This is a genomic window from Paracoccus sphaerophysae, assembly GCF_000763805.1.
In the GTDB taxonomy this organism is placed as follows: Bacteria; Pseudomonadota; Alphaproteobacteria; order Rhodobacterales; family Rhodobacteraceae; genus Paracoccus; species Paracoccus sphaerophysae.
Genome location: NZ_JRKS01000031.1, coordinates 1 through 18,623, shown reverse-complemented (window position 1 = coordinate 18,623; position 18,623 = coordinate 1). Strand labels below are relative to the sequence as shown.

The following is an 18,623-nucleotide window of genomic DNA, read 5'->3' as shown; positions in this document are numbered from 1 at the left end:
TGCGGCCGGCGGCGCGCCGTCAGCCCTGCTTGTTGCGGTTGTAGACGTCGAAGATCACCGCGGCCAGCAGCACCAGCCCCTTGATGACCTGCTGATAGTCGATGCCGATGCCCATGATCGACATGCCGTTGTTCATCACCCCCATGATGAGCGCGCCGACAACCACGCCGATGATCTTGCCCGACCCGCCCGACATCGACGCCCCGCCGATGAAGACGGCGGCGATCACGTCCAGCTCGAACCCGGTGCCGGCCTTGGGGGTCGCCGAGTTCAGGCGCGCGGTCACGATCATGCCGGCCAGCGCCGCCAGCACGCCCATGTTGACGAAGGTGCCGAAGACCAGCCGGTCGGTCTTGATCCCCGACAGCCTCGCGGCCTTTTCGTTACCGCCCAGCGCATAGATGCGCCGCCCGGTGGTGGTCTGTTCGGTGAAGAACGCATAGATCACGATCAGCACCGACATCACGATCAGCACGTTGGGCAGGCCGCGGAACTGGGCCAGCTTCCAGCCGACGAACATCAGAGCCCCGACGACGATGGCGTGACGGCCCCAGAACAGGCCCGCCGGTTCCGGTTCGACCCCGAAGGCCGCGTCGCTGCGCCGGCCGCGCAGGCCGGACCAGACGATCGCCAGCGCCGCCAGGGCGACCATGACCAGCGCGGTCATGTTGGGTTTCCCCTCGCTGATGAAATCCGGCAGGAAGCCGGTGGACATGGCCTGGAATTCGCGCGGGAACGGGCCGATGTTCTGGCCCTGCAGCAACCACAGCGTCAGCCCCCGAAAGACCAGCATCCCGGCCAGAGTCACGATGAACGAGGGGATCTTCCAGTAGGCGATCCAGTAGCCTTGCGCGGCCCCGATCAGCCCCCCCATCAGCAGCGTCGCCGGGATCACCGCAAAGACCGGCCAGCCCAGCTTGACGGTCAGGAAGGCCGACACCGCCCCGGTGAAGGCCGCGACCGAGCCGACCGACAGGTCGATATGGCCCGAGACGATGACCAGCAGCATCCCCAGCGCCATGATGATGACGTAGGAGTTCTGCAGGAACAGGTTGGTGATGTTCTGCGCCGACAGGAAATCGACGCCCTGCATGGCCCGGATCAGGATGGTGAAGAACAGCACGATCACCAGCAGCGCCAGCACCATGCCGTTTTCCCGCAGATGCCCGCCCAGCTGCGCGCCCAGTCCCGGTTTCGTCACCTCGCCGTCGGTGGTGCTCATGCGGCTTTTCCTTCGCTTTGCAGGATCAGGGCCATGATACGTTCCAGGCTGGCCTCGTCGCGGCTCAGCTCGCCCACGAAGCGGCCCTCGTTCATGACATGGATGCGGTCGCACATGCCCAGCAGCTCGGGCATCTCGGACGAGATCATGACGACCCCGTGGCCCTGCGCGACAAGCTGGTTCATCAGCGTGTAGATCTCGAACTTGGCGCCGACGTCGATGCCGCGGGTCGGCTCGTCGAGGATCAGCACCTTGGGGTCGGTGAACAGCCACTTGGCCAGCACGACCTTCTGCTGGTTGCCGCCCGACAGGTTCATCACCCGCTGGTTCACCCCCGGGGTGCGGATGCGCAGGTCGCGGCGATAGTCCTCGGCCACCCGCCGTTCGCGGCCCGCCGACAGCACCCCGCCCGAGGCGATGCCGGCGAGGTTGGCAAGGCTGATGTTGCGCTGGATCGGTTCCTCCAGGATCAGCCCCAGCTCCTTGCGGTCCTCGGTCACATAGGCGAGCCCCGCCTCGATCGCCCGGCTGACGGTCGACAGGTCCGCGGGCGCGCCGGCGATGCTGGCGGTGCCTTCGATGTTGCGGCCATGGCTGCGGCCGAACAGGCTCATGGCAAGCTCGGTGCGCCCCGACCCCATCAGCCCGGCGATGCCCAGGATTTCGCCGCGGCGCACGTCGAACGAGACGTCGTCGATGATCTTGCGCGGCTGTTCAGGGTGCCAGACGGTCCAGTTCCGCACGCTCATCAGCACCTCGCCGATCTGCGGGGTGCGGTCGGGATAGCGGTGGGCCATGTCGCGGCCGACCATGTCGCGGATGATCCGGTCCTCGGTGATCTCGTCGCGGGTCAGGGTGGACACGGTCGACCCGTCGCGGATCACCGTCACCCGGTCGGCGACGCGGCGGATCTCGTTCAGCTTGTGGCTGATGATGATCTGCGTGACGCCCTGCGCCTTGAGTTCCAGCATCAGGTCCAGCAGCTTGGCGCTGTCGTTTTCCTGCAGTGCGGCGGTGGGTTCGTCCAGGATCAGCAGCCGCACGTCCTTGGCCAGCGCCTTGGCGATCTCGATCAGCTGCTGCTTGCCGACGCCCAGCTTGCCGACCGGAGTCGTCGGCGCCTCGGACAGCCCGACCTTGGCCAGCAGCTCGCGGGTGCGCTTCCAGGTCCGCTTCCAGTCGATGATGCCGCCCGAGGCGACCTCGTTGCCCAGGAACATGTTCTCGGCAACCGACAGCTGCGGGACCAGCGCCAGTTCCTGGTGGATGATGATGATGCCCCGCGCCTCGCTGTCGCGGATGGTGCGGAAGGCGGCGGTCTGGTCGTCATAGACGATCTCGCCATCATAGCTGCCGTGCGGATAGACGCCCGACAGCACCTTCATCAGGGTGGACTTGCCGGCCCCGTTCTCGCCGCAGATGGCGTGGATTTCGCCAGGCTCGACGGACAGGTTAACCTGATCCAGCGCGCGCACGCCGGGAAAGCTTTTCCCGATCCCGCGCATTTCCAGAATTGCCGCCATGTGTCCCCCCGGCGCGTAAAAGCCCGGCCCGTGGCGGGGCCGGGCCTTGCCTCACTTCAGCTGGTCTTCGGTGTAATAGCCCGAATCGACCAACACCTGCTTCCAGTTCGCCGCCGTCACCGAAACGGGTTCCAGCAGGTAGGACGGCACGACCTTGATGCCGTTGTCATAGGTCTTGGTGTCGTTGACCTCGGGTTCCTTGCCTTCCAGCATGGCGTTCACCATGCCGACGGTCACCTTGGCCAGTTCGCGGGTGTCCTTGAAGACGGTGGAATACTGGTCGCCGTCGATGATCGCCTTGATCCCAGGGATCTCGGCGTCCTGCCCGGTGATGATCGGCATCTTCAGGTCGCCCGAGCCGTAGCCCACGCCCTTGACCGACGAGATGATGCCGCGCGCCAGCCCGTCATTCGCCGACAGTACCGCGTGAACCTGCTTGTCGCCGTAATTGGCCGACAGGATGTTGTCCATCCGCGACTGGGCGGTGGCCGCGTCCCAGCGCAGCGTGCCGACCCTGTCCAGCCCCGTCTGCCCCGAGGGGATGACGATGTCGCCGGAATCGATCAGCGGCTGGATCACCGACATCGCGCCGTCATAGAAGAAATAGGCGTTGTTGTCGTCGGGCGAGCCGCCGAACAGTTCCACGTTCCACGGTTTCTGGTCCGGGAAGCGCTCCTTGAGCCCCTCGACCAGCGCGGTACCCTGCATGACGCCGACCTTGAAGTTGTCGAAGGTCGCGTAATAGTCGACGTTGGGCGTCTCGCGGATCAGCCGGTCATAGGCGATGACCTTGGTACCGGCGGCATGGGCATTTTCCAGCGCGTTCGACAGGGTGGTGCCGTCCAGCGCCGCGATCACCAGCACCTTGGCGCCCTTGGTGATCATGTTCTCGATCTGGCTCAGCTGCGCCGGGATGTCGTCGTTGGCGTATTGCAGGTCGGTCTGATAGCCGGCCTCCTGGAAGCTCTTGACCATGTTGTCGCCGTCCGCGACCCAGCGCGCGGTGACCTTTTCGGGCATGGAAATCCCGACCAGCCCCTCGGCGGCGGTGGCGGCGGCGGGCAGTCCCAGCGCCAGCCCGGTCGCCAGCGACGCGGCCAGCGTCAGCTTCGTCAGTTTCGTCATGGCATCTCCTCCCCATTGGACGCCGGTTGCGGACGGGGCGGGCAGGGTGCCCGCCCCATGCCGTCATTTCAGCTGGTCTTCCTTGTAGTAGCCGGAGTCGACCAGCACCTGCTTGTAGTTGTCCTTGAAGACGGGAACCGGCTCCAGCAGGTAGGACGGGACGACCAGCTTGCCGTTGTCATAGGTCTTGGTGTCGTTGATCTGCGGCTCGGCGCCGCCCATCACGGCGTCGACCATGCCGACGGTGACCTTGGCCAGCTCGCGGGTGTCCTTGAAGATCGTGGAATACTGCTCGCCGGCCTCGATCGACTTGACCGAGGGCACCTCGGCGTCCTGGCCGGTCACGATCGGCATCTTGAGATCGCCCGAGCCGTAGCCCACGCCCTTGACGGACGACAGGATGCCGATCGACAGCCCGTCATAGGGCGACAGCACCCCGTGCAGCTGCTTGTCGCCGTAATTGGCCGACAGGATGTTGTCCATCCGCGCCTGGGCGGTGGCCGGGTCCCAGCGCAGCGTGCCGACCTTGTCCATGCCGGACTGGCCCGACGGGATGGCGATCTCGCCCGCGTCGATCATCGGCTGCAGCACCGACATCGCGCCGTCATAGAAGAAGAAGGCGTTGTTGTCGTCGGGGCTGCCGCCGAACAGTTCGACGTTCCACGGCTTCTGGTCGGGGAAGCGTTCCTTGAGCCCCTTGACCAGCGATTCCGCCTGCTGGACGCCCACCTTGAAGTTGTCGAAGGTCGCGTAATAGCTGACCGCGTCGCTGTCGCGGATCAGCCGGTCATAGGCGATGACCTTGATGTCGGCGGCCTTGGCGTTTTCCAGCGCGTTGGTCAGGGTGGTGCCGTCGATGGACGCGATCACCAGCGCCTTGGCGCCCTTGGTGATCATGTTCTCGACCTGCGAAAGCTGGGTCGGGATGTCGTCCTCGGCATATTGCAGGTCGGTCTGATAGCCGGCGGCCTGCAGTTCCTTGACCATGTTGTTGCCGTCGTCGATCCAGCGCGCCGAGGATTTCGTCGGCATGGCGATGCCGACCAGTCCCTTGTCCTGCGCCGAGGCGGTGGTGGCGAACAGCGCCAGTCCCATCGCCGCCGAGGCGATCAGGGTCTTGAGTGTCATGGGTTTCCTCCCCGTTTCGTATCCTTGGACCCGCGCGCCTCCCATCGGCGCGAGGTTCTCGGCTGGCAGGCTAGCGGGCATTTGCAGGACTCGGCAAATGCCAATAAAAGCGGTTGCCATACCATTTCTGGTATATCGGAGGGGGCAGGCCATGACCGCGCGCGCCGTGCAGACGCTGAAACTGTCGCAGCTGCGGCTGATCGCGGCGCTGGATCGGCACCGCCAGATCGTCCACGCCGCCGAGGCGCTGGGGATCAGCCAGCCCGCCGCCTCGCGCAGCCTGGCCGAGATCGAGCGGCTGGTCGGCGCGCCGCTGTTCGACCGCCACCCGCGCGGCATGACCCCCACCGCGGCGGGCGAGGTCGTGGCGCGGCGGGCGCAGGCGATGCTGACCGGGCTCAGCGATCTCGCGCGTGAGCTCGAGGAGATCCAGGGCGGCCTGTCCGGCACGGTGCGGGTGGGCGCGGTGACAGGGCCGGCGCTGGGCTGCGTGGTGCCGGCGCTGCGCCGGCTCAAGGCGGCGGCGCCGGGGCTGGAGATCGCCGTCGAGGTCGCCCCGTCGGCCGCGCTGCTGGCGATGCTGGACCAGGGGGCGCTGGATTTCCTGCTGGCGCGGGTGCCCTCGGGCAATCCGACCGACGGGCTGCGGATCGAGCCCGGGGTGCGGGAAACCGTGCGCTGCCTGGTGCGCGGCGGGCATCCTCTTGCCGGGCGCGAGGGGGTGCCGATCGCCGAGGCTGCGACCTACCCCTGGGTGCTGCAGGATCGCGGCGCGCCGATCCGGGTCGCCGTCGAACAGGCGCTGTGGGCCGAGGGGCTGGACCCGCCGGCCGACGTCACCGCGGCGTCTTCGCCGCTGGTGGCGCTGGCGCTGGCGGCCGACACCGACTGCGTCTGCCCGGTCTCGCAAGAGGTCGCGCGGCTAACCCGGGTCGGCGGCGGGACGGCGTTCACGACGCTGGACCTCGCCCGCCCGATCGAGCTGGCGCCGTGCCAGCTGATCTCGCTGGCCGGGCGCAGCCTGTCGCCGGGAGCGGAACGGATGCTGGCGCTGGTGCGCGAGGAAATCTTTGCCGCCGCGGTGCGGGTCTAGGGCCGCTAGATCGTCACGCCGCCGTCCACCAGCACCGCCTGCCCGGTGACAAAGCGGCTTTCGTCGGACAGCAGATACACCACCATCGGCGCGAGGTCGTTCACGTCGGCCAGCCGCCCCATCGGCTGGCGGGCGACGAAGTCGCGTTCCGCCTGCGCCGGGTCCGCCGCCGCCGCGATCCGTCCGCGCAGCGACGGCGTGTCCACCGTGCCCGGGCACAGCGCGTTGGCGCGGATGCCGCGGGTCACGTAGTCGGCGGCGATCGACTTGGTCAGCCCGATCACCGCCGCCTTGGTCGTGCCATAGGCGCAGCGGTTGACGAAGCCCTTCACGCTGCCCGCCATCGAGGCCATGTTGACGATCGACGCCCCGCCCGTCGCCTCGGCCCGGCGCAGCAGCCCGGGCATGGCGGCGCGGGTGACGTGGAACATCGGGTGGATGTTGACCGCAAAGCTCAGGTCCCAGTCGGCCTGGGTGGTGGTTTCCAGCGTCCCGTTGACGACGATCCCGGCGCAGTTGAACAGCCCGTCCAGATCGCCCGCCGCCCCTACCACGCGGGCGATGGCGTCGGGGTCGGTCACGTCCAGCGCCGCGGTCTCGACCCCCGCGAGGCCCTGGAGCAGCGCGGCGTCCCGGTCGGTCGCCAGCACGTCCGCCCCCTCGGCCGCGCACATCAGCGCGGTGGCGCGGCCCATCCCCTGACCCGCCGCGGTGATGAGGATGCGCTTGCCTGCCAGCCGTCCCGCCATGATCGTGACTCCCCCCCCGGTTCGGGTTCAGAAAAGCAGGCGGCGAGGCCGGGGGCAAGCGGGGCTTGCGGCGCCGGGCCGCCCGGGCGCAAATCGGCGGCGACGGAGACATGGATGACCGACCCCACCACCCCGACCACCCCCGCGACCGCGACGCTGCTGATGATCCGCCACGCGCCGGCGGACGATCAGGGGCGGCTGGTCGGCCGCCGCGACGTGACGATCCGAGTCGATCCGGCGGCGGCGCGGGCGCTGGCGGCGCTGGTCGGGCCGGTGGACCGGATCGCGGTCAGCCCGGCGATGCGCTGCCGGCAGACCGCCTCGGCCATGTGGCCCGACCGGGACGCCGACCGGATCGCGGCGCTGTGGGAACAGGATTTCGGCGCATGGGAGGGGGCTTCCTATGCGCATCTGCCCGATCTCGGCCCGATGTCGGCGGACCAGCTGGCCGCGACCGCGCCGCCCGGCGGCGAGAGCTTCGCCGATGCCTGCGCCCGCATCGTCCCGGCGCTGGAATCCCAGGCTGCAGGCGGCGGGCGCATCGCGGTGGTGGCCCATGCCGGCACCGTGCGGGCGGCGCTGTCCCGCGCGCTGGGCCGCCCCGGCGCGGCGCTGGCCTTTCGGGTGGCGCCGTTGTCGCTGACCCGGATCGACGTGTCGCCCGCCGGCTGGGCGGTGGGCTGCGTGAACCTGTCCGCCGACGGGGCGCCGGGCGAGGCCCTGCCCGGCGGATGACAGGCGCGCCCGCTCCGGCTATCGCTGGGCTACCCAACTGACAGGCGCCGCGATGAACCCTGATCTTCCGCTGTCCGGCCTGCGCGGCCTCTGCATGGCCGCCAACGTCCCCGGCCCTGCCGCCGCCGCGCTGCTGGCCGCGCAGGGGATGGAGATCGTCAAGATCGAGCCGCCCGCCGGCGACATGACCGCGGGGCTGATGCCCGGCTGGTATGCCGAGATGAACGGCGGCTTCGCGGTCGAGACGGTGGACCTGCGGGCCGAGGCCGGGCAGGCGCGGTTCCGCGAGTTGCTGGGCGGGGCGGACCTGCTGATTTCCAGCCACCGCCCCGCGGCGCTGGCGCGGCTGGGGATCACGGTCGAGGCGCTGGCGGCGGTCAACCCCGGCCTGTGCTGGGTCGAGATCGTCGGCGACACGGACGCGCCGGAGGTGCCGGGGCACGACCTGACCTATCAGGCGGCGGTGGGGCTCGTGGACCCGCGCGCGATGCCGCGGACGCTGCTGGCCGATCTGGGCGGGGCCGAGGCGGCGGCGGGGGCGGCAGCGGCGCTGCTGCTGGGGCGCGAGCGCCGGCGGCCGGGGCGCCACGCGCGGATCGGGCTGCGGCAGGTGGCGGAACGCTTCGCGGCCCCCGTGCGCCACGGCGCCACGGTCGCGGGCGGGCTGCTGTCCGGGGCGGGCCGCGACTATGCGATCTATCCCCTGCGCGACGGCTGGGTCGCCTGCGCGGCGTTGGAGCCGCATTTCTCGGCCCGGCTGACCGAGGTGGCGGGGGACGATGCGGCGGGGTTCTTTGCCGCGTTGACGATGGATCAGGTCCGCGCGCTGGCCGAGGAGAGCGACCTGCCGCTGGAACCCTTCTGGGACTGAGCGCGACGGTTCAGCAGCTGCCGCCGCACCAGCGCCGCAAGGAACATCGCCGTCAGGATCAGCACGATGGTCGGGGCCGGGGCGCTGTCGAGCCGGAAGCTCAGATACACGCCGGCCGCCATCGCGCTCAGGCAGATAACCCAGGCCGCGGCCAGCATGTCCTGGAACCGCCGCACCAGCAGGAACGCCGTCGCTCCCGGCGCGATCAGCAGACCCACGGCGAGGATCAGCCCGATCGAGGACAGCATCGCCACGATCACCGCCGACAGTATCGCCAGCATCCCGTAATGTAGCCAGCCGGTGCGCAGCCCCGAGGCCCGCGCCTGCACCGGATCGAAGCTCGCCAGCAGCCAGTCGCGCCACTTGACCAGCAGCAGCGCCGTCACCGCCAGCGCGATGAGGCCGCTGGTCCACAGCTCGGACCGCTCGATCCCCAGCATGTTGCCGAACAGCACGTGATCCAGATGCAGGTCGGACCCGATGGCGACATGCAGCACCACCCCGGCGGCGAACATGCCGGAAAAGACGACTCCCATCACCGTGTCGGCCTTGACCCGGCTGTTGCCCGAGATGAAGCCGACCGCGACGGTGCAGGCCATCGCGGCCAGGAACCCGCCCACCGCATAGGGCCAGCCGAGCAGCCAGGCGAGGACGACCCCCGGCACGGTGGCGTGGCTGGCGGCGTCCCCCATCAGCGCCCAGCCGCGCAGCACAAGGAAGCAGGACAGCATCGCCGCCGCGGGCGCGATCAGCATCGCGGCCCAGAAGGCGTTCTGCATGAACGGAAACTGGAACGGGGCGAGCCAGTCGGTCATGGCGCGCCCCGCAGCGCCGCGCGGGCGCGGGACCGGGCGGCCAGCAGCCCGTGGGTGGGGGCAAGGACGAAGGCCGCAAGGAAGACCAGCGTCTGCAACAGCACGATGACTCCGCCGGTCGCGCCGTCGAGGAAATAGGACAGGTAGGCCCCCACCGCGCTGGTGATCGCGCCGATGGCGACGGCCAGCGCCAGCAGCCGCGGAAAGCGGTCGGTCAGCAGATAGGCGGTCGCACCGGGGGTGACGACCAGCGCGATGACGAGGAACGCGCCGACCGTCTGCATCCCGGCCACGACCGAGGCCGACAGCAGGGTGAAGAACAGCGTCTTGAGCCAGAACGGCCGCAGCCCGATGGTGCGGGCGTGCGTTTCGTCGAAGAACACCGCCATCAGGTCGCGCCAGCGGACCAGCAGCACCGCCATCGACACCGCCCCGATCAGCGCCAGCTGCAGCGTGTCGCCGGGGGTGATCGCCAGGATGTTGCCCATAACGATGGTCTGGATCGACACCGCCATCGGCTGCACCGAGATGATGAAAAGCCCCAACCCGAAGAACGCCGTGAAGATCAGCCCGATCACCACGTCCGATTTCAGCCCCGAGCGGTCCTGCAGCGCCAGCATCGAAGCTGCCGCCAGCCCTCCGGCGACGAAGGCGCCCAGCGCGAAGGGCAGGCCCAGCAGGCCGGCGACGGCGACTCCGGGAACGACCGAATGGCTGAGCGCGTCGCCGATCAGCGACCAGCCTTTCAGCATCAGGTAGCAGGACAGGAAGCCGCAGACGCCGCCGACCAGCGCCGACACCCAGATCGCGTCCAGCATGTAGCGATAGCCCAGCGGCTCCAGCAGGACGCTCATCCCTCGTCCCCCGGCACGGGCGGGCGGTGGCCGTAATGGACGAAGGGGCGTTCGTCGTCGGTGAGGATGGTGAGGGTGCGAGGGTCCTCGTGGTCGTCGTGATGCAGGTCGGAGCCGCCCAGCGAGATCTCGCGCAGCTGGCCGCCGAAGGCCTCGGCGAGGTGTTCCTGGGTGAAGGTCGTTTCGGTCGGGCCGTGCGCCAGCACCGTGCCGCGCACCAGCACTACCCGGTCGCAGTAGCGCGGGACCGAGCCGAGATTGTGGGTGGAAACCAGCATCACCCGGCCCTCGTCGCGCAACTCGGCCAGCAGGGCGATGATCTGTTCCTCGGTCGTCACGTCGACGCCGGTGAAGGGTTCGTCCAGCAGGATCACCTGTCCGTCCTGGGCCAGCGCGCGGGCGAGGAAGACGCGCTTCTTCTGCCCGCCGGACAGCTCGCCGATCTGGCGGTGGCGGAATGCGGCCATGCCGACCCGGGCCAGCGCCGCATCGACGGCGGCGCGGTCGGTTGGGCGGGGGCGGCGCATCAGGCCCATATGCCCATAGCGGCCCATCATCACCACGTCCTCGACCAGCACCGGAAAGGTCCAGTCCACCTCCTCGGCCTGCGGGACATAGGCCACGAGGTTCTCGCGCAGCGCCTGCCGGACGGGTCGGCCCAGAAGGGTGATGGCGCCGTCGCCGGTCGGCACGAAGCCCATGATCGCCTTGAAGAGCGTGGATTTCCCGGCCCCGTTGACCCCGACCAGCGCGGTGACGGTGCCGCGCGGGATGGCAAAGCTCGCGTGCGACAGCGCGGTGTGGCCGTTGCGGTAGGTCACGGTCACGTCGCGGGCGACGATGCCGTCCATGGGGGGCGAGGGAGTGTTCATGAAATCTCTCCGCCCAAGCCGCGGGCGATGGTGTCGGTGGTGACGCGCAGCAGGTCCAGATAGGTGGGCGCCGGGCCGCCGGCGGGCGTCAGGCTGTCCACATACAGCACCCCGCCATAGGCGGCGCCGGTTTCGCGGGCGACCTGGCGGGCGGGCTTCTGGCTGGCGGTGCTTTCGCAGAACACCGCCGGGATCTGGTGGGCGCGCACCCCGTCCACCACCGCGCGCACCTGCTGCGGGGTGCCGGTCTGGTCGGCGTTGATCGGCCACAGATACAACTCGCGCAGCCCCAGGTCGCGGGCGAGATAGGCGAAGGCGCCCTCGCAGGTGGTCAGCCAGCGACGGTTTTCGGGCAGGGCGGCGATGCGGGCGCGGGCGGGGGCGAGGGCGGCCTCGATCCGGGCCAGATAGGCGGCGGCGTTGGCGCGGTAGGCGTCGGCATGGGCCGGGTCGGCCGCCGCCAGCGCGGCGGCGATGTTGGCGATGTAGACGCGCGCCCCTTCCAGCCCCATCCAGCCGTGGGGGTTGGGATGCCCCTTCGCCGCGCCCGAGGCGATCAGCGCCGGGGCCAGCCCGTCCGACACCACCGCCGCGCGCGTCTGCGGCAGGTTCGCCAGGAACTGGGCGAACCAGCGTTCCAGGTTGAGCCCGTTCCACAGGATCAGGTCGGCCCCGGCCGCCCGCGCGATGTCCTGAGGCGTGGGCTCATAGCCGTGGATCTCTGCGCCAGGCTTGGTGATCGAGACGATGTCGGCGTGATCCCCCGCCACGTTGCGGGCCATGTCGGCCAGCACGGTGAAGGTGGTCACCACCCGCAGTCGCCCGTCGTCACGCGGGGTCGCGGCGGGCGCGAACGCCATCAGCGCCAGCAGCAGCGCCATCAGCGCCCCACCTGCCACCAGCCATCTGCCGCCCGTCGTCACCATTTGCTCCTGCTCGTTGCGGCCAGTTGTTAGGAATCGTTCTCACCTGTCAAGCGTCTTGAGAACGGCTTGCATCTTGATCGGCCGCGGGCAGGGCGGTAACATCGCGTCCATGACCAGCGCCGATCCCCTGCCGCCGGGCCCGCTGCCCGATCACCCCGTCGCCGCGCGGGCGCAGATCGACGAGATGCTGCGCGGCGCCGGGCTGCGCGTCACCCGCCAGCGCCAGGCCATCGCCGAGGTGCTGCTGCGGTCGGGCGACCACCCGGATGCCGAGGCGGTGCTGGACCGCGCCCGCCGGCTGGACCCAAGCGTATCGCAGGCGACCACCTATCGCACGCTGGCGACGCTGGCCGAGCGCGGCTATCTGCGCGCCCACCGCTTCAATTCCGGCCCGGCCCGGTTCGAGGCCGAACCCGCCGCCCATCACGACCACCTGATCGACGTGGACACCGGCGAGGTGGTCGAGTTCCTGTCGGCCGAGATCGAGGAACTGCAACGCCGGGTGGCGGAACGCTATGGCTACGAGATCGTCGATCATCACCTGGTCCTGTTCGGGCGGCGCATCGCCAGCGGATAGGCTCGGGGGGCCAGACTTGCGCCGCAGCGCGGGGTGACTTAGATGCCCCCCATCGCCGCGGGTCCGTCCCGTCAGGCGATTCCCTTATCATCATGCCGTGTGCGTCCCGCCATCGCTTCCGGGGACGTTTCCGGCGACAGGAGAAGCGACATGAAACTGAACGAACTGCGCGACAACGACGGCGCCAACCGCACCAAGAAGCGCGTCGCGCGCGGCCCGGGTTCGGGCAAGGGCAAGACCGCCGGGCGCGGCATCAAGGGTCAGACCTCGCGGTCCGGCGTGGCGCTGGGCGGCTATGAAGGCGGCCAGATGCCGCTGTATCGCCGCCTGCCGAAGCGCGGCTTTTCCAAGCCGAACCGGCTGGAATTCGCCGTCGTTAACCTGGGGCAGCTGCAGGCCCTGGTGGATGCGGGCAAGCTGAAGGCCGGCGACGACATCACCGAGGACGCGCTGATCGCCGCGGGCGCCACCAAGCGCAAGCTGGACGGCATCCGCCTGATGGCCAAGGGCGAGCTGACCTCGGCGCTGACCCTGACCCTGGCCGGCGCGTCGAAAGCCGCCGCCGAGGCGGTGGAAAAGGCCGGCGGCAAGCTGACCCTGACCCGTCCGGTCAAGGAACGGGCCGAAGCTGCGGCGGAATAAGCTGTTGAAGGGGCGCGTGCCGCCCCATAGATAGCGTTCGAGTTTTCCAGACGCCGCCGACCGGAAGACGGTCCGGCGGCGTTTCCAAATCCGGCCAGCGGGGCCGGGCCGACATTCAAGGGGCAGTCATGGCGTCAGCCGCAGAACAGATGGCCGCAAACCTCAGCTGGGGACAGCTGGGCCGCGCGACCGAGCTTCGCCAGAGGATCTGGTTCACCATCGGGCTGCTGATCATCTATCGCCTTGGCACCTACATCCCGGTGCCCGGCATCGACGGCGGCGCGCTGCGCAACTTCATGGAACAGGCGCAGGCCGGCATCGGCGGCATCCTGTCGATGTTCACCGGCGGCGCGCTGGGCCGGATGGGCGTCTTTGCGCTGGGCATCATGCCCTACATCTCGGCCTCGATCATCGTTCAACTGCTGGCCTCGATGGTGCCGGCGCTGGAACAGCTCAAGAAAGAGGGCGAGCAGGGCCGCAAGAAGATCAACCAGTATACCCGCTATGGCACGGTGCTGCTGGCGCTGTTCCAGGCCTATGGCCTGGCCGTCAGCCTGGAAGCCGGCGGCATGGCGCACGAGCCGGGCTGGTTCTTCCGCGCCGCGGTAGTCATCACGCTCGTCGGCGGGACGATGTTCCTTATGTGGCTGGGCGAGCAGATCACCGCCCGGGGGATCGGCAACGGCATCAGCCTGATCATCTATGTCGGCATCCTGGCGGAGATCCCCGGCCACCTGGCGCAGTTCTTCGCCCAGGGGCGGTCGGGCGCGATCTCGACCCCGGTGATCCTGGGGATGATCGTCATGGTGGTGCTGATCATGGCCTTCGTGGTGTTCATGGAACGCGCGCTGCGCAAGATCCGCATCCAGTATCCGCGCCGGCAGGTGGGGATGAAGGTCTATGACGGCCAGTCCTCGCACCTGCCGATCAAGGTCAACCCGGCCGGCGTGATCCCGGCGATCTTCGCGTCGTCGCTGCTGCTGCTGCCGGTCACCATCTCGACTTTCTCGGGCAACCAGACCGGCCCGGTGATGTCCACGATCCTGGCCTATTTCGGCCCCGGGCAGCCGCTGTATCTGCTGTTCTTCGCGGTGATGATCGTCTTCTTCAGCTACTTCTATACCCAGAACGTGGCCTTCAAGTCCGACGACGTGGCCGAGAACCTCAAGAACCAGGGCGGCTTCATTCCCGGCATCCGGCCGGGCAAGCGGACCGAGGAATACCTGGACTACGTGGTGAACCGGGTGCTGGTCATCGGGTCGCTGTACCTGGCCTTCGTCTGCCTGCTGCCCGAGGTGATCCGCAACCAGCTGGCGATCCCGTTCTATTTCGGGGGCACGTCGGTGCTGATCATCGTGTCGGTCACGATGGACACCATCAACCAGATCCAAAGCCACTTGCTTGCCCATCAATACGAGGCTTTGATCGAACGGTCGCAGCTGCGCGGCAAGCGCAAGGCGGGCGAAGCCAAGCCGCGGCGCCTGCCGGCACGGCGCTGACGGCAGCCACGAAATCGGGGGGACAATGCATTGACGATCAACATCATTCTGCTGGGGCCGCCCGGCGCCGGCAAGGGGACCCAGGCGCGCACGCTGGTCGAGGAGCGGGGCCTGGTGCAGCTGTCCACCGGTGACATGCTGCGCGAGGCGCGCACCTCGGGGACCGAGATGGGCCGCGTCGTGGCCGAGGTGATGGACAAGGGCCAGCTGGTCACCGACGAGATCGTCATCGGCCTGATCCGCGAAAAGCTGGAAACCATGGACGCCCCCGGCTTCATCTTCGACGGCTTCCCCCGCACCCTGCCGCAGGCCGACGCGCTGAACGACCTGCTGGCCGGGATGGGCCGCCAGATCGACGCGGTGATCGAGATGCAGGTGGACGACACCGCGCTGGTCGACCGGATCAGCGGCCGCTTTACGTGCGGCAATTGCGGCGAGGTCTATCATGACCAGACCAAGCCGACCGCCAAGCCCGGCGTCTGCGACGTCTGCGGGTCCACCGACCTCAAGCGGCGGGCCGACGACAACGCCGACAGCCTCAAGACCCGGCTGCTGGAATACTACAAGAAGACCTCGCCGCTGATCGGCTATTACTACGCCAAGAAGCAGCTGCACCCGGTCGACGGCATGGCCGAGATGGACGAGGTCGGCCGTCAGGTCGCCGCGGTCATGGACGGGATCGGCGGGCGGTGATTCGCCTCGCGCGGGGGTTTGCGGTGGCGGCGACCGTTGCCGCGGCCAGCGCTGCGCAGGCCGATGACAATGCGCAGGTGGTCCTGCTCGCGCCCTGCGGGCACGAGCTGAGTTACCTCGACAGCGGCAGCGTCTGGCGCCGGAACGCTGCCCGCGACGAGGGTGGCGGCGTCGTAAGCCAGCTGACCGAGGTCACCGGCGACTTCGCTCATCGCGAGATCGAGCTGGTCGACTGCCGCGCCGGCGAGGAGCTGTTCGTGACCGACGTCCACGTCTCGAACGGCATGGCCACGCTGCCGCGGGGCACGCCGTTCCAGGACCGGATGGCCCGGCTGCGGGCGGCCGGGCGGCTGCGCGACCTCGGTGCGGCCGGCACGGGGTTCGGCGACAGCGGCCAGCAGATCGGGATCCCGGTGGACTGGCGCTGGAACGTCAACGCCGCCTGCGCCTGCGAGCATTTCTATCCCGGCAGTTCCGGCCTGCCCGCCGACATCATCCCGGCGCCCGATCAGGTGCACGAGGTGCTGAACCCGACCTGAGCGCGGCCGCTCAGCCGCTCACGGCCGGTCGGGGCCGTCGGCGATCGGGGCGGCCAGCGCCTCGGCGGTGCCCTTGGCGGCGATCCGGCGCAGCGTCGCCTCGAGCTTGGCGGTGTCGGTCAGGATCACCAGCCGCGTCATCCGGCCCCAGGCGATATGCACGACATGCATCCCCGTGGCCGAGGTCCGCACCCCGTCGGTGGCCGAGTTCGTCTCGCGCCACACGACCGTGGCGATGGTCGCCCAGGGCGGGCCGCTGACCTCGATCCGGCGCAGATCGAAGCGGATGTCGGGCAGCAGGCGGAACAGCCGCGCATACCAGTCGGCGATCGCCTGCGGCGACACCCGCCGACCCGACAGCGCATGGGTGCCGATCATCGCGTGTTCGGCCCCGGGCGCGAACCCGGCCAGCACCGGCCCGGCATCGCCGCGGTTTGATGGCGTCGAACAGCGCCACGATCCGGCGGCGGACGATGGCATGATACATCGCGGCGCTCTCCCTTTCTGGATGTAAGACCCGCTTACATCCACGCAGGACCTGCGGCAAGAGCGTGCGAGGCGCTGGGCCCGCTGCCCTTGACGCGCCTGCGGCAACCCCCTAAAGACCCCCATCTCATCTGAGAATCACCCATCCGGGGTGAGCATTGGCCCGACGGCGGACGCCGCGGGCCATTGGTTGTGAAAAAAGGGTCTGGCGCTACGGACCCGCAACGAAAAGGAAGACCGGACTTGGCCCGTATCGCTGGCGTCAACATCCCGACCGGCAAGCGCGTTCCGATCGCGCTGCAATATATCCACGGCATCGGCCCGCAGAACGCCGAACAGATCTGCGAGGCCGTCGGCATCGACCGCGCCCGCCGCGTCAACGACCTGTCGGACGCCGAAGTCCTGCAGATCCGCGAATACATCGACGCCAACCTGACCGTCGAGGGCGACCTGCGCCGCCAGACGCAGATGAACATCAAGCGGATGATGGACCTTGGGTCCTATCGCGGCCTGCGCCATCGCCGCGGCCTGCCGGTGCGCGGTCAGCGGACCCACACCAACGCCCGCACCCGCAAGGGCCCGGCGAAGCCCATCGCCGGCAAGAAGAAATAAGGAGAGCGCAACATGGCACGCGACAAGACGCGCATGAAGCGCAAGGAACGCAAGAACATCGCCACCGGCGTGGCGCATGTGAACTCGTCGTTCAACAACACCAAGATCCTGATTTCGGACGTGCAGGGCAACGCGATCTCGTGGTCGTCGGCGGGCACCATGGGCTTCAAGGGCTCGCGGAAATCGACCCCCTACGCCGCGCAGATGGCCGCCGAGGATGCCGGACGCAAGGCGCAGGAACACGGCGTCCGCACCATCGAGGTCGAGGTCCAGGGGCCCGGCTCGGGCCGCGAATCGGCGCTGCGCGCGCTGGCGGCGGTGGGCTTCAACATCACCGCGATCCGCGACGTGACCCCGATCGCGCATAACGGCGTTCGCCCGCCCAAGCGCCGCCGCGTCTGATCCGACGACATTCATCCGGTTCGCGCCCTGCCGGGCGCGGCCCGGGCTTTTCGCATTTTACCTCGGGCGTTTCCGGCGGCTGGACATGGGCCCGGAAACAGGAATGGAGGCAATCGCATGATCCACAAGAACTGGGCCGAACTGATCAAGCCCGCGCAGCTTGACGTGCGCGCCGGCGCCGATGCGTCGCGCGTGGCCACCGTCGTTGCGGAACCTCTGGAACGCGGCTTCGGCCTGACGCTGGGCAATGCGCTGCGCCGGGTGCTGATGTCGTCGCTGCAGGGCGCCGCCATCACCAGCGTGCAGATCGACAACGTGCTGCACGAGTTTTCCTCGGTCGCCGGCGTCCGCGAGGACGTGACCGACATCGTCCTGAACCTCAAGGGCGTGACCCTGCGCATGGACGTGGACGGCCCCAAACGGCTGACCCTGTCGGCCAAGGGCCCGGGCGTCGTGACCGCCGGCCAGATCTCGGAAACCGCCGGGATCCACATCCTGAACCGCGACCACGTGATCTGCCACCTCGACGAGGGCGCGGACCTGCACATGGAGCTGACCGTCGCGGTCGGCAAAGGCTACGTCGCCGCCGACAAGAACCGCCCCGAGGACGCCCCCATCGGGCTGATCCCGATCGACGCGATCTTCTCGCCGGTCAAGCGGGTCAGCTACGAGGTCACGCCCACCCGCGAGGGCCAGGTGCTGGACTATGACAAGCTGACCATGCGCGTCGAAACCGACGGCTCGCTGTCGCCCGAGGACGCGGTGGCCTATGCCGCCCGCATCCTGCAGGACCAGCTGGCGGTGTTCGTCAACTTCGAGGAACCCGAATCGGCGCGCAGCGCGGATGCCGAGGACGGGCTGGAATTCGACCCGCGGCTGCTGAAGAAGGTGGACGAGCTGGAACTGTCGGTGCGTTCGGCCAACTGCCTCAAGAACGACAACATCGTCTATATCGGCGACCTGATCCAGAAGACCGAGGCCGAGATGCTGCGGACCCCGAACTTCGGCCGCAAGTCCTTGAACGAGATCAAGGAAGTGCTGTCGGGCATGGGCCTGCACCTGGGCATGGACGTGGTCGACTGGCCGCCGGAGAACATCGAGGACCTCGCCAAGCGGTTCGACGACCAGTTCTAAGGAGGCGCGGCAGCCCCCACCCCGGCCCCTCCCCACGGAGGGGGAGGGGGGACGCCCGCGGCACCGCCGGTGCCACACGGCGCAACGAATTCCCTTCCCCTCGCGGGGCGGGTCACAGTGGGGGGA

The 18,623-nt window shown here is 68.9% G+C and carries 21 protein-coding genes; 11 read left to right on the top strand and 10 right to left on the bottom strand.

Annotated features, from left to right (window positions below):
• Positions 1–19: 19 nt before the first annotated feature.
• The 4 genes from mmsB to chvE (IC63_RS10135) form a co-directional block, all read right to left on the bottom strand.
• Positions 20–1,222: a multiple monosaccharide ABC transporter permease gene (gene mmsB / locus IC63_RS10150; RefSeq protein WP_036719815.1), complete on the bottom strand. Its 1,203-nt coding sequence runs from the start codon at positions 1,220–1,222 to the stop codon at positions 20–22.
• A complete protein-coding gene (mmsA, locus tag IC63_RS10145; protein WP_036719812.1) occupies positions 1,219–2,745 on the bottom strand; it encodes a multiple monosaccharide ABC transporter ATP-binding protein in 1,527 nt (508 codons plus the stop codon). Before mmsA ends, mmsB begins: the two co-directional genes overlap by 4 nt.
• 51 nt (positions 2,746–2,796) lie before the next feature.
• Positions 2,797–3,870, bottom strand: coding sequence for a multiple monosaccharide ABC transporter substrate-binding protein (chvE, locus tag IC63_RS10140; RefSeq protein ID WP_036719810.1), 1,074 nt, complete (start codon positions 3,868–3,870; stop codon positions 2,797–2,799).
• Between the two features lie 63 nt (positions 3,871–3,933).
• Positions 3,934–4,998 (bottom strand): multiple monosaccharide ABC transporter substrate-binding protein, encoded by a 1,065-nt coding sequence (chvE, locus tag IC63_RS10135; protein WP_036719807.1) that lies wholly within the window; start codon positions 4,996–4,998, stop codon positions 3,934–3,936.
• A gap of 151 nt (positions 4,999–5,149) precedes the next feature.
• Here chvE (IC63_RS10135) and IC63_RS18120 point away from each other — a divergent pair, with 151 nt between their 5' ends.
• Positions 5,150–6,091, top strand: a complete 942-nt coding sequence (locus IC63_RS18120) for a LysR family transcriptional regulator (protein ID WP_036719804.1) — start codon at positions 5,150–5,152, stop codon at positions 6,089–6,091.
• A 5-nt stretch (positions 6,092–6,096) separates the two neighbouring features.
• Here IC63_RS18120 and IC63_RS10125 read toward each other — a convergent pair whose 3' ends face one another.
• On the bottom strand, positions 6,097–6,840 hold the full coding sequence (locus tag IC63_RS10125; RefSeq protein WP_036719801.1) for an SDR family oxidoreductase: 744 nt from the start codon (positions 6,838–6,840) through the stop codon (positions 6,097–6,099).
• A 114-nt stretch (positions 6,841–6,954) separates the two neighbouring features.
• Between IC63_RS10125 and IC63_RS10120 the strand changes: the two genes are divergently transcribed.
• Positions 6,955–7,575 (top strand): histidine phosphatase family protein, encoded by a 621-nt coding sequence (locus IC63_RS10120; RefSeq protein WP_052042087.1) that lies wholly within the window; start codon positions 6,955–6,957, stop codon positions 7,573–7,575.
• 52 nt (positions 7,576–7,627) lie between these two features.
• Positions 7,628–8,446: a CoA transferase gene (locus tag IC63_RS10115; RefSeq protein ID WP_036719798.1), complete on the top strand. Its 819-nt coding sequence runs from the start codon at positions 7,628–7,630 to the stop codon at positions 8,444–8,446.
• On the opposite strand, the gene IC63_RS10110 is transcribed toward IC63_RS10115, so the two are convergent.
• From IC63_RS10110 to IC63_RS10095, 4 genes are read right to left on the bottom strand one after another with little or no spacing between them, the layout of a single operon-like run.
• A complete protein-coding gene (locus IC63_RS10110; RefSeq protein WP_036719795.1) occupies positions 8,389–9,261 on the bottom strand; it encodes a metal ABC transporter permease in 873 nt (290 codons plus the stop codon). The two genes, IC63_RS10115 and IC63_RS10110, sit on opposite strands and share 58 nt — an antisense overlap.
• A complete protein-coding gene (locus IC63_RS10105) occupies positions 9,258–10,115 on the bottom strand; it encodes a metal ABC transporter permease (RefSeq protein WP_036719792.1) in 858 nt (285 codons plus the stop codon). Before IC63_RS10105 ends, IC63_RS10110 begins: the two co-directional genes overlap by 4 nt.
• A complete protein-coding gene (locus IC63_RS10100) occupies positions 10,112–10,987 on the bottom strand; it encodes a manganese/iron ABC transporter ATP-binding protein (RefSeq protein WP_036719789.1) in 876 nt (291 codons plus the stop codon). Before IC63_RS10100 ends, IC63_RS10105 begins: the two co-directional genes overlap by 4 nt.
• Positions 10,984–11,913, bottom strand: a complete 930-nt coding sequence (locus IC63_RS10095; RefSeq protein ID WP_156965434.1) for a metal ABC transporter solute-binding protein, Zn/Mn family — start codon at positions 11,911–11,913, stop codon at positions 10,984–10,986. Before IC63_RS10095 ends, IC63_RS10100 begins: the two co-directional genes overlap by 4 nt.
• A 109-nt stretch (positions 11,914–12,022) precedes the next feature.
• Between IC63_RS10095 and IC63_RS10090 the strand changes: the two genes are divergently transcribed.
• The 5 genes from IC63_RS10090 to IC63_RS10070 all read left to right on the top strand — a co-directional run bounded on the left by IC63_RS10090 (position 12,023) and on the right by IC63_RS10070 (position 15,863).
• A complete protein-coding gene (locus IC63_RS10090) occupies positions 12,023–12,490 on the top strand; it encodes a Fur family transcriptional regulator (protein ID WP_084115726.1) in 468 nt (155 codons plus the stop codon).
• Positions 12,491–12,640: 150 nt separating this feature from the next.
• The gene (rplO, locus tag IC63_RS10085) at positions 12,641–13,132 is read left to right on the top strand and encodes a 50S ribosomal protein L15 (protein WP_036719787.1); all 492 of its coding nucleotides are present in this window, start codon (positions 12,641–12,643) and stop codon (positions 13,130–13,132) included.
• Positions 13,133–13,260: 128 nt separating this feature from the next.
• Positions 13,261–14,631 (top strand): preprotein translocase subunit SecY, encoded by a 1,371-nt coding sequence (secY, locus tag IC63_RS10080; protein WP_084115724.1) that lies wholly within the window; start codon positions 13,261–13,263, stop codon positions 14,629–14,631.
• A gap of 30 nt (positions 14,632–14,661) precedes the next feature.
• Entirely contained in the window at positions 14,662–15,324 is a 663-nt protein-coding gene (locus IC63_RS10075) for an adenylate kinase (RefSeq protein WP_156965433.1), read from the top strand.
• 23 nt (positions 15,325–15,347) lie between these two features.
• Positions 15,348–15,863, top strand: a complete 516-nt coding sequence (locus IC63_RS10070; protein WP_036719783.1) for a hypothetical protein — start codon at positions 15,348–15,350, stop codon at positions 15,861–15,863.
• 18 nt (positions 15,864–15,881) lie between these two features.
• Here the strand turns inward: IC63_RS10070 and IC63_RS10065 are convergent, their stop codons facing one another.
• A complete protein-coding gene (locus IC63_RS10065) occupies positions 15,882–16,343 on the bottom strand; it encodes a nuclear transport factor 2 family protein (RefSeq protein ID WP_198026294.1) in 462 nt (153 codons plus the stop codon).
• Positions 16,344–16,592: 249 nt separating this feature from the next.
• Here IC63_RS10065 and rpsM point away from each other — a divergent pair, with 249 nt between their 5' ends.
• The 3 genes from rpsM (at position 16,593) to IC63_RS10050 (ending at position 18,497) form a co-directional block, all read left to right on the top strand.
• Positions 16,593–16,961: a 30S ribosomal protein S13 gene (rpsM, locus tag IC63_RS10060; RefSeq protein ID WP_036719780.1), complete on the top strand. Its 369-nt coding sequence runs from the start codon at positions 16,593–16,595 to the stop codon at positions 16,959–16,961.
• Positions 16,962–16,973: 12 nt separating this feature from the next.
• A complete protein-coding gene (gene rpsK, locus IC63_RS10055; protein ID WP_036719778.1) occupies positions 16,974–17,363 on the top strand; it encodes a 30S ribosomal protein S11 in 390 nt (129 codons plus the stop codon).
• 117 nt (positions 17,364–17,480) lie between these two features.
• Positions 17,481–18,497 (top strand): DNA-directed RNA polymerase subunit alpha, encoded by a 1,017-nt coding sequence (locus tag IC63_RS10050; protein ID WP_036719777.1) that lies wholly within the window; start codon positions 17,481–17,483, stop codon positions 18,495–18,497.
• The last annotated feature ends 126 nt before the right edge of the window (positions 18,498–18,623 follow it).

Bases quoted from the DNA above. Each gene is read 5' to 3' on its own strand.
- chvE (WP_036719810.1), bottom strand. From the start codon at position 3,870: ATGACGAAACTGACGAAGCTGACGCTGGCCGCGTCGCTGGCGACCGGG.
- IC63_RS18120 (WP_036719804.1), top strand. From the start codon at position 5,150: ATGACCGCGCGCGCCGTGCAGACGCTGAAACTGTCGCAGCTGCGGCTG.
- chvE (WP_036719807.1), bottom strand. From the start codon at position 4,998: ATGACACTCAAGACCCTGATCGCCTCGGCGGCGATGGGACTGGCGCTG.
- IC63_RS10125 (WP_036719801.1), bottom strand. From the start codon at position 6,840: ATGGCGGGACGGCTGGCAGGCAAGCGCATCCTCATCACCGCGGCGGGT.
- mmsA (WP_036719812.1), bottom strand. From the start codon at position 2,745: ATGGCGGCAATTCTGGAAATGCGCGGGATCGGGAAAAGCTTTCCCGGC.
- IC63_RS10100 (WP_036719789.1), bottom strand. From the start codon at position 10,987: ATGAACACTCCCTCGCCCCCCATGGACGGCATCGTCGCCCGCGACGTG.
- mmsB (WP_036719815.1), bottom strand. From the start codon at position 1,222: ATGAGCACCACCGACGGCGAGGTGACGAAACCGGGACTGGGCGCGCAG.
- IC63_RS10115 (WP_036719798.1), top strand. From the start codon at position 7,628: ATGAACCCTGATCTTCCGCTGTCCGGCCTGCGCGGCCTCTGCATGGCC.
- IC63_RS10050 (WP_036719777.1), top strand. From the start codon at position 17,481: ATGATCCACAAGAACTGGGCCGAACTGATCAAGCCCGCGCAGCTTGAC.
- IC63_RS10065 (WP_198026294.1), bottom strand. From the start codon at position 16,343: ATGCCATCGTCCGCCGCCGGATCGTGGCGCTGTTCGACGCCATCAAAC.
- rpsK (WP_036719778.1), top strand. From the start codon at position 16,974: ATGGCACGCGACAAGACGCGCATGAAGCGCAAGGAACGCAAGAACATC.
- secY (WP_084115724.1), top strand. From the start codon at position 13,261: ATGGCGTCAGCCGCAGAACAGATGGCCGCAAACCTCAGCTGGGGACAG.
- IC63_RS10110 (WP_036719795.1), bottom strand. From the start codon at position 9,261: ATGACCGACTGGCTCGCCCCGTTCCAGTTTCCGTTCATGCAGAACGCC.
- IC63_RS10095 (WP_156965434.1), bottom strand. From the start codon at position 11,913: ATGGTGACGACGGGCGGCAGATGGCTGGTGGCAGGTGGGGCGCTGATG.
- IC63_RS10105 (WP_036719792.1), bottom strand. From the start codon at position 10,115: ATGAGCGTCCTGCTGGAGCCGCTGGGCTATCGCTACATGCTGGACGCG.
- rplO (WP_036719787.1), top strand. From the start codon at position 12,641: ATGAAACTGAACGAACTGCGCGACAACGACGGCGCCAACCGCACCAAG.
- IC63_RS10090 (WP_084115726.1), top strand. From the start codon at position 12,023: ATGACCAGCGCCGATCCCCTGCCGCCGGGCCCGCTGCCCGATCACCCC.
- IC63_RS10120 (WP_052042087.1), top strand. From the start codon at position 6,955: ATGACCGACCCCACCACCCCGACCACCCCCGCGACCGCGACGCTGCTG.